The organism is Methanofervidicoccus abyssi (assembly GCF_004310395.1).
In the GTDB taxonomy this organism is placed as follows: Archaea; AGJL01; Methanococci; order Methanococcales; family Methanococcaceae; genus Methanofervidicoccus; species Methanofervidicoccus abyssi.
The window spans coordinates 138,180-151,213 of sequence record NZ_BFAX01000004.1 but is presented as its reverse complement, the minus strand read 5'-3'; the positions used below and the strand labels follow the sequence as shown (position 1 = coordinate 151,213).

Below are 13,034 nucleotides of genomic sequence, written 5' to 3'. Positions count from 1 at the left end.
ATTTTATATTTGAAGTTAGGGTCTTTTATTTTTTCAAACAACTTTTTTATTATTTTTATATTATTTTTATCCTGAATTATTTTTATAATAACAATTAATTTTATAATTTGTAACTTTTTTGATGGGAGTGGGTATTTTTTATTTATAATTGCTCCAATATAATTATTGACAGGGGATTTCTCTCTTTTCTTTTGTTATAATTGTTATCGATTTTTAAAAATTATCCACTTTCCAATTCCTCTTTCAACTCGAGGGCCTTTTTTATCCATCCGTCTTCGAATGGTCTCTCAGATGCTATCATAACTATACTTTTTCCGTAGAATGTCTTCCTAATCCTCATACCTTCTGGAAATACTCTATTCATAAAGTCTAAAACCTTAGATATGAACTCCTCCTTTGCATCATATATAACCATATCCGGATCTATGGGAGTGTCTGTAACAATTTCAAACCTTGAAGGCTGATCTAAGATATTTAATCTCTCTAACAACTGGGGAGCGTATGTTTCATCCTCTATCTTCAACCTTGTGATTGTTCTGTCTCCCTCCCTTTTACTTTCCTCCACAGTTGCAACATCTCTAAGTTTTACAGGTTTGGAGGTAGATCTTGGAAGGACTCCAATAATAAAGTAAGGATCTTTTTCTCTACATATCATGACTACCTTAATCAGAGATTTACCAATAACCACATCCATCAAAGCACTTTGAATAATCCTATGGTATATCTCCCGCCCTGCTTTATCCTCACAGTCTATATGTATCTTGGCCATATTTCTTCCTCAGAAGTTTCTCTAAGATTTTAAAATTTTTACTAGTATCTTTTATTGATGAAGGTTATTTAAAACTTTTTATCACTGAAATACCCACTCACCGAAAAAGATATATATTAGTAAAAAATACTTCTCATGATGCACATCAGAAAATATTATACTAAACTATTTTTATGGAGGCTAAGAGTGTGAAGGTGACCTCCCATAGGTTGGTACCTAAACATGAAATTATGTCTGAAGAAGAGGTGCAGAACTTATTGAAAAAGTATAACATTAAAATACAACAGTTACCTAAGATATTTGACACCGATCCAGTTGTTGAAGAGATAGGAGCAAAACCAGGGGATGTTATTAAAATAACGAGGGAGAGCCCTACAGCTGGGAAGAGTGTATATTACAGGTTGGTTATTAAAAAGACTGTGTAATTTTTTATTATTTTTATGTTTATAATGATCGTTATACTAAAATTATTATCGATATGGGGAGAACTATGGAAACCCAGGTAATAGTAGATTCCTTTTTTAAAGAGAACAACTTAGTAAAGCATCAGATAGAATCTTTCAACAGATTTTTAGATTACAAACTACAGAAGATAATAGATGAGGTAGGATATATAGAGACTGAAATTAAAGGTGGGTATAAGGTAAAACTTGGGAAGATCAGGGTAGAGAAGCCAATAAATAAGGAAGCAGATGGTTCCATTAGAAAGATAACTCCTATGGAGGCTAGAATAAGAAACCTGTCATACTCAGCTCCAGTATACCTAGAGATGACACCTATTATCGGGGAAGGGGAGGAAGAGGAAGTTGCCGGTGAAACTGTAGAGGTATATATAGGGGAACTACCTATAATGCTTGGATCTAAAGCCTGCTATCTCCACAAGAAAAGTAGAAAGGAGTTAATAGAGATGGGAGAGGATCCAGAAGATCCTTTTGGCTATTTTATAATAAACGGTTCAGAAAGAGTATTAGTAGCCCAGGAGGATCTTGTTCAAAACAGAATACTATGTGAGAAGACTGAAAGGAACAACAAGATGGTTTATGTTGCCAAGGTATTTTCAACTAGACATGGGTTCAGGGCTCTATGTACCGTTGAGAAACATGAAGATGGTAAGTTAAATGTAACCTTCCCAGGACTCCCTGGAAGTATTCCTCTCATTATACTTATGAAGGCACTTGGAGCAGAGAGTGATAGCGATATTATAAATATGATCTCTGATGATCAAAGGGTAGTTATGCAGTTGATCGCCAATATACTGGAGATCAGAGAAGAACACAACATAGTTACCCAGCAGGATGCTTTGGAGTACATTGGAAAGAAGGTGGCACCTGGGCAGCCAAAAGATTACAGACTTAAGAGGGCGGAAACTGTACTCTGCAACTACCTACTACCACATATGGGCGTTAGAAAAGAAGATTTTATTAGAAAATGTGCCTTCTTGGGGAGGATGGCTAGAAACGCCATAGAGCTATACCTAGATCTCAGGGTTGAGGATGACAAGGATCACTATGGAAACAAGAGATTGAAACTTGCGGGAGAGTTGATGGAGGATCTATTTAGATACTCCTTCAACCAGTTAGTTAAGGATATAAGATATCAGTTGGAGAGGCAAGTTCTTAGAAAGAGGTCTCCATCTATACAGTCTGCAGTAAGGAGTGATGTTTTGACTGAGAGAATAAGGCATGCAATGGCTACAGGAAACTGGGTAGGAGGTAGAACTGGAGTAAGTCAATTGTTAGATAGGACAAGTTATCTCTCTACTCTCTCCCAGTTGAGAAGGGTAGTATCTCCACTATCTAGATCCCAGCCACACTTCGAGGCAAGAGATCTCCATGCTACTCAGTGGGGTAAGATATGTCCCTCTGAAACACCTGAGGGTCCAAACTGTGGTCTCGTCAAGAACCTTGCGATAATGTGTAAGGTTACCACAGATGAGACGGATGGAGAGAAAAAGATACTGGAAGTTTTAAAAGATATATCTATAAACCCTGTTAGGGATTTTCTAACCCCTCCTAACACCTAAAGGGTTGTGAAGTATAAAATACCTTAAAGGTGAAATCCTTGAAAAAGGAGGTAAATCTCTATATCAACGGGAAGTTAATAGGTACTGTAGATAATCCAGAAGAGGTTGTAAAGTACCTGAGGGAGAAGAGAAGAAAGGGGGAGTTATCACCATATACTTCAATATCCTACAACGAGGAGAGTAACGACATCCACATATCCACAGATGGAGGTAGGATTATAAGGCCTCTAATCGTTGTGGAGAATGGGAAACCTAAATTAACTAAAGAACACATTGAGAAGTTAAAGAGAGGGGAAATAACATTTTCAGATCTAGTTAAGGAGGGGATTATAGAGTACTTAGATGCTGAAGAGGAGGAAAATGCCTATATTGCAGTGTATGAAGAGGAGCTAACTGAAGAACATACCCATTTAGAGATAGATCCAATGTCTATATTGGGAGTAGGTGCAGGTGTGGCACCATATCCTGAGCACAACTCTGCACCGAGAATTACCATGGCTGCCGCCATGGCAAAGCAATCTATAGGTTTTCCAATGTCAAATATCAGACAGAGGATGGATACTAAGAGCCATCTCCTTCACTATCCACAGATACCAATTGTAAAGACGAAACACCAAGATATCTTAGGATTCGATAAAAGACCTGCTGGACAGAATTTCGTCGTAGCCATTATGAGTTATGAAGGATACAACATGGAGGATGCATTTATATTGAACAAAGCATCCATCGACAGAGGTTTAGGTAGAAGTACTTTCTTTAGATGCTACGAAGGTTACGAAAAGAGATATCCAGGAGGGCAGATGGATAGATTTGAAATACCTGAGAAAGGAGTTAGGGGGTACAGATCGGATGAGGCATATAAGATCCTTGAAGAAGATGGTATAGCAAGGGTTGAGGCAGAAGTGGACTCTGGAGATGTGATAATTGGAAAAACATCTCCACCAAGATTCTTAGAGGAGCAGGATATATCTCTTAGGACGAAATCCCAGAGGAGAGATACTTCCGTTACAGTGAGACACGAAGAGAGGGGAATAGTAGATACTGTAATACTTACAGAGACTAAAGAGGGTAATAGACTAGTAAAGGTGAAAGTTAGGGATCTTAGAATACCTGAGTTGGGAGATAAGTTCGCCTCCAGACATGGGCAGAAAGGGGTTGTTGGACTGATAGTTCCCCAGGAAGACATGCCATTTACGGAAAGTGGGATAGTTCCAGATCTGATAATAAACCCCCATGCCATACCATCTAGGATGACCATAGGACAACTGCTAGAGATGATAGGTGGAAAGGTCGGAGCCTTGGAGTGTAGGAGAATAGATGGTACTATATTCAGTGGGGAGAAAGAGTGGGATCTAAGGAAAACCCTTGAGATGTACGGTTTTAAACACCATGGAAAAGAAGTTATGTACAGTGGAAGGACGGGTAAGAAGTTGGAATGTGAGATATTCATTGGAATAGCTTACTATCAGAAACTGCACCATCTTGTTGCAGGTAAGATCCATGCAAGAAGTAGAGGACCAATTCAGGTACTTACAAGACAGCCTACAGAAGGTAGGGCTAGGGAAGGTGGTTTAAGATTCGGAGAGATGGAAAGAGATGTGCTCATAGGACATGGTGCTGCCCTACTTCTTAAGGAGAGATTATTTGACGAATCCGATCCATACGAGTGTTATATCTGTTCAAACTGTGGAGAGATTGCAATATACGACCATAGGAAAGGTATTAAGTACTGCCAAGTATGTGGAGAAATGGAAGATGCCCAAAGTAACAAAAAGATACCAAAGGTTAAAATGCCCTATGCATTTAAATTGCTCCTGGATGAACTTAAGAGTATGGGTATAAATCCAAAGTTGAAGATTAGGGATAGAATATAATATATCTTCTAAAAATACAAAAAATACAAAAATGTTGGATCTACCTTTGAGGACACTACTACTTCAGTATAAATAAAACACCTTTGATAGTTAAGATAGGTGAAGTCCTATGGATAAATACGATATTCCAAAAGAGATTGGGGAGATTGTATTTGGACTCCTCTCCCCTGATTATATTAGGAAGATATCTGTAGCGAGAATTGTAACGGCAGATACCTATGACGATGACGGTTATCCTATAGAAGGAGGGTTGATGGATACTAGATTGGGAGTTATAGATCCTGGGTTAATATGTAAAACATGTGGAGGTAGAATAGGAAACTGTCCAGGACACTTTGGGCATATTGAACTTGCAAAACCTGTAATACATATAGGATTTGCAAAGGAAATATACAAGATCCTTAAAGCTGTATGTCCCCACTGTGGGAGAGTAACACTCTCCGAGGTAAAGAGGGAGGAGTACTTGAAGAAGATGAAAAAGTTGGAGGAAGATGGAGGGGATAAATGGAGCCTGGTAGACGAGATATTTAAAGATGCTACAGGGAAGGAGGTATGTCCTTACTGTGGGGAGACAAAGTACAGTATAAGATATTCTAAACCTACAACTTACTATAGGATAGATGGTAAATCAGAGAAACAAATGACCCCTTCAGAGGTTAGAGAGATATTGGAGAAGATACCAGATGAAGATTGCCTATTGTTAGGAATAAATCCAAAGACTACAAGGCCAGAATGGATGGTTTTAACTGTATTACCAGTACCTCCAGTTACGGTGAGACCATCTATTACACTTGAAAGTGGGGAAAGGAGTGAGGACGATCTAACTCATAAATTAGTTGATATAATAAGGATAAATCAGAGGTTAGAAGAGAATATTGAAGGAGGAGCTCCAAATTTAATTATTGAGGATCTTTGGGATCTTCTACAATACCATGTAAACACCTACTTTGACAACGAGGCTCCTGGTATACCTCCAGCCAAACATAGAAGTGGGAGGCCCCTTAGAACCATAGCTCAGAGGTTGAAAGGGAAAGAGGGAAGATTTAGACACAACCTTGCAGGTAAGAGGGTAAATTTCTCTGCAAGGACTGTTATATCTCCAGATCCAAGACTGAGTATAAACGAGGTAGGTGTACCTGTAGAGATAGCGATGGAACTGACGGTACCTGAGAAGGTAACAAAACACAATATAGAGAGGATAAAAAGACTTATAAAGAATGGTTCAAGAAAACACCCTGGAGTGAATTATATAATAAAGAAGATAAGATTGGCAGATGGAAGGGAAGAAGAGGTAAAGATAAAGATAAACGAGAAGAACAAGGATCTATGGGCAGAGAAAGTCGAAGAAGGAACGATAGTTGAAAGACATTTAATGGATGGAGATATAGTACTGTATAACAGACAGCCATCCCTTCACAGGATGTCTATAATGGCTCATAAGGTTAAAGTACTGCCTTACAGAACCTTCAGGCATAACCTCTGTGTATGTCCACCATACAATGCAGATTTCGATGGAGACGAGATGAACCTCCATGTCCCCCAGAACGAAGAAGCAAGAGCAGAAGCTGAAATTTTAATGTTAGTAGAAAAACATATCATCTCTCCAAGGTTTGGAGGGCCTATTATAGGAGCTATCCATGACTACATCTCTGGAGCATACATCTTAACAAGTTCCTACTTCACAAAGGATGAAGCTGCCCTTATATTGAGGGCTGCAGGTATAAAGGAAGATTTAGGAGAGCCTGACATGGTTAAAGATGGTGTAGGTCTCTACAGTGGAAAGAGACTTTTCAGTAAGGTGCTACCAAAGGGACTCAATCTGAAGTACAAGGCAAAGATCTGTAAAAAATGTGATGAATGTAAGGAGGAGTGTCCATACGATGCTAAGGTAATTATAAAGAACGGAGAGCTTATAAAAGGAGTGATAGATAAAAATGGATACGGTGCAGAGGCAGGTGTTCTCTTAAACACCATAGTAAAAGAGTATGGATCTGAGGTTGCAAGGGACTTCTTAGATAGATCCACAAAAATGGCTATTGAAACCCTTATGATAAAAGGGTTTACCACTGGTATAGACGACGAGGACATACCAGAAGAAGCTAGAAAGGAGATAGAGAAAATACTAGATAAGGCTGAAGAGGAGGTAGAGAATATTATCAGGGCATACGAAGAGGGCACCCTTGAACCTCTACCTGGAAGGAACTTAGAGGAATCCAGGGAAACCTACATTATGCAGGTATTGGGTAGGGCAAGGGATGAAGCAGGTAAGGTTGCAGAGAGGTATCTAAGTGAGAACAACCACGCTGCACTGATGGCTAGAACTGGTGCCAGAGGTTCTCTCTTAAACATCACTATGATGGCTGCCTGTGTAGGTCAGCAGTCTGTAAGAGGGGGAAGAATATTCAGAGGATACAGGGGGAGAACACTTCCACACTTTAAGAAAGGTAGTCTATCTGCAAGATCCCATGGATTCGTTAGAAGCTGCTACAAGAGGGGTTTATCTCCAACCGAGTTCTTCTTCCACGCTATGGGGGGTAGGGAAGGTTTAGTTGATCAGGCAGTTAGAACTGCCCAGTCAGGATATATGCAGAGGAGACTTATAAACGCTTTACAGGATTTAAAGGTAGAATACGACGGTACAGTTAGGGACGCGAAGGGGCGTATAGTTCAGTTCTCCTATGGAGAAGATGGTGTAGATCCTTCCAAGGCAGATCATGGAAAGGCTGTGGATTTAGACAAGATATTTACCAAGGTACTGTCTAGGAGAGAAGGGATGACATAAGGTACTGTTAACTCCAAGTTTTCATTAAAAAGTGGTGATTAAAAGATAAAATAATTAATCAATATAATATAAATTATAATTATAAATTAAAAAATTAAATTTAGAATTTGGAACTATTAAATATACTCTCTCTACAAAAGAGGATTGTTCTTCCCACTTTAGATTCTATTATTTTTATTTTTTTATTTTGGAAGATAACAATCTTTCTAATTACTTCTTTTTTTCCTATACTCCTCAACATACCTGTTGACCATACTTAATAACCTATTCCATCCAAAATTTTTCTTCAGGGAACCTACTACGAAGGTATCTAACCACTGTCTCCATGGAGGCGAATATCCAAACAACTTTACTATCTTATTCAACTGTTCATCCCAATTTTTTCTCTTTATCTTGTCCATCTTGTTTATAAGGACTATAGGATTTAATTTCAACTCCTTTAAAAATTGGAACATCTCAATATCTATAGGTATTTCATTTCTACTATCCCATCTCTCTACTATCTCGGAAAAGGCCTTTCCATCTATCACCAAAATTGAGCAGGCTATCTTCTCACAGTTATCTTCTATATACCACACTATCTTATCCTTTATAGACTCCTGAACCTTTCTATCTACACCACTCATAAATCCAAATCCTGGAAAATCCACTAAGATATAGTTTTTCATGGGATACTTGTTTATTTTTAAGGTAACTCCTGGTCTTTTTCCAACTTTAACATTTTTGTTGTTTGTAATCAACCTAACTAAGGTAGATTTTCCCACGTTAGACCTCCCAGTAACTATAACCTCCGGCTTATCTATCTTTTCTTCTTTGATAAATTTTTTAAATTTTTTAATATCTTTTAACTCCCTCATATTTTTCCCTTTTTTAAAATCCACCATGCTTTTATAGTACTTTTTAGTTTTAATATAAATTAAACAATGATATTATAACAATACCATCGAAGGTCTTATATAATGTAATAATAAAGATACTTAAAACTCGTAATACCTAATAAAAATTCATAAAATTGCCATATTTCCCTGAACTATATACTGGATATTGAAAAACAGGCTAGATTTATGTTAGTCTTTCCTCTGGAGTTCTTTCCTTTTTTATTATTTCTTTATTTTTTTACATTAATCATTATGTTATAAAGTCCCTATATATAGCTCCTAATATAAAGGATATCAGTATAAGAGTTGTAACCATCTTAATCTTCTTAGCACATCTATACGCCTCCTCCTTTGTAGGGTTCTTTAAGAGTTTCACAATAGAGTAAAGAAGTAGTATGTCACAAAATAGCACTCCTGCAAGGTAGAGAAAACTGAAAATACCTAACAAGTAGGGTAAAGGACTGAGGATTACCGCCAAAATCAACAACCCAAGTGCAAGGTAGAGGGATCTCTTCCCATACTTTATTGGAAAGGATAGAACACCACTCCTTCTATCTCCCTCCATGTCTTCAAAGTCCTTCACTATCTCCCTTCCCCAGGTTGTTAACATGGCACAGAGAAACAATATGAAGGTGATAAAAATGTTATCAACTGAAGCACCACCGAAGAGAAACACAGAGCCTGTAAGATACGCAACTAAGGGATTACCTATAATTTTGTTCCTTTTAAACCTCTTAGCATAAAGGTATAGAATAGTAGTATTTACCAAGGCTATGATAAAACATTTCCAATTGAAAACTGAGAGAAGTATTCCAGATATAGCCAATATCCAGGCAAATAATTTTGCACTTTTGAGAGATATCTTCCCCGATGGTAGAGGACGATAAGGTTTGTTTATCTTGTCTATATCTATGTCATATATATCGTTTATAACATTTCCAAAACCACAGATGAAAAAAACAACAAGAGATGCCAAAAGTATTCTATCCCACAGGTGGATGTTAAAATTAGAGGCAATTAACCCAGCGATAGCTGTTCCAAAAGATGCGATTAAACAGTTTTTCACTCTTATAAGATCCATATAATCCCTGATGTCCATAATTATCCCACATATATTATTTACAACCCTCAGTTCTTATTAAAGTAGTGATTAAAAATTGAAAATAAGGATTACAATATTATAAATTAATAAAAATGAATAAAACCATTAAATATCTCAAAACTTACTGTGATACCAACTGTTGTATGGAAATATTCAGAATATTATTTTTCCAATTTCCTTTAAAATCTTATTTGAGTTTATTATTTTTTATTTTAAAAACCTTTTCTTATTTTTTGTAATTATTATAATTATTTTTGATAAAAACTAGGGTTTGTAATCCTAATTAACCAGGTGTATAACATTTTACACTCCATAATCTAAAAATAACGATTTTATAGAAGTTAAAAAAATAAAAAAATATAAAGAATTACTATTAAATCTATCTTTTCTTTTTTCCACTAAAGATTTATAATGAAGATTTTATCTTTTTCTCCATTGCTCAGAGTATCTGGGAGTTTATCCTCAAAACTGTAGAAATAATAAGATCTTAGGTAGTTTTTAGAAGTTCTTGATCTTTTCGGTTTTATAGTAATTTTTCTTCTTGGTATATATCTAAATCTTTGCTTCTGTTATCCCTCCAGAGGAGAGAATGGCACCAAGTATTTATATCAATACAAAAATTTTTTATTAAATTAGCAACAACTATGGAAATCTCAAATAAAATTATAATAATATACTATAATCTTAATAATGCCTAAATTAAAAAGTAAAAATAAGCCCTTATTCTCCGGACTACATCAGTACTAAAAAGCAGTACAGAATTTCTGTTAATCCTCCTTCTTAGAAGTTTTTGCTTCTTTTCTGTATTGTTATTATTTTTAATACTTCTTACACTGAGCAAGAGTCTCGATAAACCTGTCTATATGCTCCTTTGTAATGTGGGGCATTACTACAACTCTCAGGGCATCTACACATCTACAGGTTGAAAGATACCATCCCATCTTCCTGAGTATTAGAGATGTACCTACAGGATCTTCATCCCTTATCGCCACTATATTCAAAACAGGATCTATTGCCTTCTCAAAACTATACTCTTTCATTCTCTTCACCAGGTAGTAGGTATTCTCCATACACTGGGATACTATTTTCCTATACCCTTCATATCCTAAGAGTTTCATTATGCCCCAGGTTGTAGCTACCCCAATACCACTCCTCGTCCCTATAAGTGTAGCCTGATAACTTTCTGTTAGATAAGGTGTCTCCACATCTAGGTATCTCTTAAAGGAAGAGTCTCTAAATACTATACCTCCTGCAGGTATTGGTGCAAGGCCCATCTTATGGGGATCTACTGTAATGGAGATGACATTATCCACTGAGAAGTCAAAATGGTAGTTGTATCCCTCCAACCTATATCTATCTTCTAAGAAAGGTATGACGAAACCTCCAAATGCTGCATCTACATGGATATATATGTTGTGCTCCTTGGCCACCTTGGAAATCTCTGGAATATTATCTATAGTACCAAGTTCAGTGGAACCTGCTATAGCTACTATACCATCTATGCCCTTCTCTACGTTGTCTTCTATATAGTCCTTTATATACTTCACATCCATGGTGTATTTCTTATCGAGAGGTACCACAATATAGTTTAGATCCATCATTTCCCTAGCCTTCTCAAAGGAGAAATGTGCAGTCTCAGGTATGAAGATATTTACCTCTTTCCTTCCTTTCTCTCTCGACATCTTTTTTACAACCCTCATAGCAGTTATATTAGCCTCTGTACCTCCTGATATGATATAACCGAAGGGATTTTTGTTGTGGAGCATCTCCCCTATCATCTTGATAACTTCTTCTTCCAAATTTTTAGTCCCTGGGAATAAACCTGGATCTCCCAAGTTTGTCTCAAGGAACATCTCAACAATCTTTTTAGATATGGGATGAGGCTTAGTACACATAGATCCCAATATCCTTCCATCCACATATTTTAAGTCCATTTCTCTGTATTTTTTTAATTTTTCTAAGATTTCCCTTTCTTTTTCCATATTTTCCCTTCGATCTTCTTTTAACAATGTTATTATTATAAAATTCTTAGTTCATAAAAAGTAATAAAAATAAGAATAAATAAAAAAGTAGATCTTCAAAACGTTAAACTCTATAAAAATAAAAATTAATATTTTTCTCTAACAACTCCAGATAGTAGAAGAATAGAAAAATCTCTTTAGAAATTCTCCTCAAATTGTATCATAATATTTAATATCTTCTCGTCATCAAAGGGTTTCCCCATTATCTGTAATCCCACAGGTATTCCGTTTATATCTCCACATCTAACTACACCTGCACACATACCACAGAGGTTTGCTGGCACAGTTAAGATATCGTAGGCGTACATCTCCATCGGAGTAAGTTTCTCCCCCAGTTTGTGGGGAAGTTTAGGCACTGTAGGAGATACTATGGCATCTACATTCTTGAAGAGTTTCAACATCTCCTTCTTCATTATCTTCCTAGCCTGTAGTGCTCTCTTGTAATACTTCCCACTGAACTCTTTTTCACTTATATGCTTCCCTATCATTATCCTCCTTAATACTTCTTCCCCACACACTTCCTCTATTGGATATCCATACCTTCTACCGTCGTACCTCCTTGTTGCAGAGAAGAATTCCACGTAGTTTATAAGATAGTATGTAGGAAGGGCAAGATCTCTATATTTATAATTTAACTCTACCACCTTCCAGTTGAGATCTCTGAAAACCTCAATTCCCATCTCAATTCTCTTTCTTATCTTCTCATCACTAACCTCCATAAACTCCTTAACAATTCCTATCCTATAGTTTTTCATTTCCTCCCCGTTCCATACCTTAAACTCTGGAGTATCTACAGTTGTACTATCTGAAATATCTTTACCTTTAATTATATTAGTCAATAATAGAGCATCTCTAGCGTTCTTTGTCAATGGCCCTATCTGATCGAAACTCATGGCTAGATCACACAATCCCTGCCTACTTACAACTCCATAAGACGGTTTAAATCCAACTATTCCACAGTGGGAGGCAGGATTTCTTATACTTCCTCCTGTATCGCTCCCCAATGCCATATCACAGAGGTCAGCTGATACTGCAGCTGCACTCCCAGAGCTACTTCCTCCAGGTATCCTACCCTCAGCCTTGGGGTTATTTGTAGGACCATAGTAGGAAGTCTCCCCACTACTTCCACAGGCGAACTCATCCATATTTGTCATACCGATTATTAAACCTCCCTGGGATTTTATCTTTTTAATTACAGTGGCATCGTAGGGGCTTATATAATTCTCAAGTGTCTTCGAGGCACAGGATACTAAATATCCCCTGATGTTTATATTGGATTTTACTGCAATAATTTTACCATATAATGGTTTCTTCTTTAACTTCTCATTTTTTTCTAAATTTTCTGCCTCCTTAAGTACCTTTTCTCTATTTACATGTATGTATGCATTTATATCAGATTTTTCTATCTTTTCGAGATACTCCTGAACTTTCTCTACAATATGGCCCATTGTATTCACCTTAATAACTTAAAAAATAGATTATTAAAGGTAAATTATCCTGAATCTTTTTTCACTAAATCCTAATTTTATTTTAGTATATAAATCTTAATTAAATAAAAAAAGATTGATCTTTATTAATGATTGAA

9 protein-coding genes are annotated in these 13,034 nt (G+C 36.6%); 4 read left to right on the top strand and 5 right to left on the bottom strand.

Going from position 1 to position 13,034, the window contains the following annotated elements; translation table 11 throughout:
• Positions 1–220: 220 nt before the first annotated feature.
• Complete coding sequence (locus tag MHHB_RS05080) at positions 221–769, bottom strand: methanogenesis marker 17 protein (RefSeq protein WP_131007589.1); 549 nt, start codon at positions 767–769, stop codon at positions 221–223.
• Positions 770–957: 188 nt separating this feature from the next.
• Here MHHB_RS05080 and MHHB_RS05075 point away from each other — a divergent pair, with 188 nt between their 5' ends.
• The 4 genes from MHHB_RS05075 to MHHB_RS05060 all read left to right on the top strand — a co-directional run bounded on the left by MHHB_RS05075 (position 958) and on the right by MHHB_RS05060 (position 7,448).
• The gene (locus MHHB_RS05075) at positions 958–1,194 is read left to right on the top strand and encodes a DNA-directed RNA polymerase subunit H (protein ID WP_131007588.1); all 237 of its coding nucleotides are present in this window, start codon (positions 958–960) and stop codon (positions 1,192–1,194) included.
• Between the two features lie 65 nt (positions 1,195–1,259).
• Positions 1,260–2,792 (top strand): DNA-directed RNA polymerase subunit B'', encoded by a 1,533-nt coding sequence (locus tag MHHB_RS05070; protein ID WP_131007587.1) that lies wholly within the window; start codon positions 1,260–1,262, stop codon positions 2,790–2,792.
• 38 nt (positions 2,793–2,830) lie between these two features.
• Positions 2,831–4,666, top strand: a complete 1,836-nt coding sequence (gene rpoB, locus MHHB_RS05065) for a DNA-directed RNA polymerase subunit B (RefSeq protein WP_131007586.1) — start codon at positions 2,831–2,833, stop codon at positions 4,664–4,666.
• Between the two features lie 109 nt (positions 4,667–4,775).
• Positions 4,776–7,448, top strand: a complete 2,673-nt coding sequence (locus MHHB_RS05060) for a DNA-directed RNA polymerase subunit A' (protein WP_131007585.1) — start codon at positions 4,776–4,778, stop codon at positions 7,446–7,448.
• Positions 7,449–7,654: 206 nt separating this feature from the next.
• Here the strand turns inward: MHHB_RS05060 and engB are convergent, their stop codons facing one another.
• The 4 genes from engB to gatA form a co-directional block, all read right to left on the bottom strand.
• Positions 7,655–8,305: a GTP-binding protein EngB gene (gene engB, locus MHHB_RS05055; protein ID WP_229701928.1), complete on the bottom strand. Its 651-nt coding sequence runs from the start codon at positions 8,303–8,305 to the stop codon at positions 7,655–7,657.
• Positions 8,306–8,576: 271 nt separating this feature from the next.
• On the bottom strand, positions 8,577–9,425 hold the full coding sequence (locus MHHB_RS05050; RefSeq protein ID WP_131007583.1) for a UbiA family prenyltransferase: 849 nt from the start codon (positions 9,423–9,425) through the stop codon (positions 8,577–8,579).
• An 821-nt stretch (positions 9,426–10,246) separates the two neighbouring features.
• A complete protein-coding gene (gene mfnA / locus MHHB_RS05045) occupies positions 10,247–11,410 on the bottom strand; it encodes a tyrosine decarboxylase MfnA (protein WP_131007582.1) in 1,164 nt (387 codons plus the stop codon).
• 176 nt (positions 11,411–11,586) lie between these two features.
• Positions 11,587–12,897 carry an Asp-tRNA(Asn)/Glu-tRNA(Gln) amidotransferase subunit GatA gene (gene gatA, locus MHHB_RS05040; RefSeq protein WP_131007581.1) on the bottom strand — a complete coding sequence of 437 codons (1,311 nt, stop codon included), beginning with the start codon at positions 12,895–12,897 and terminating at the stop codon, positions 11,587–11,589.
• Between the last annotated feature and the right edge of the window lie 137 nt (positions 12,898–13,034).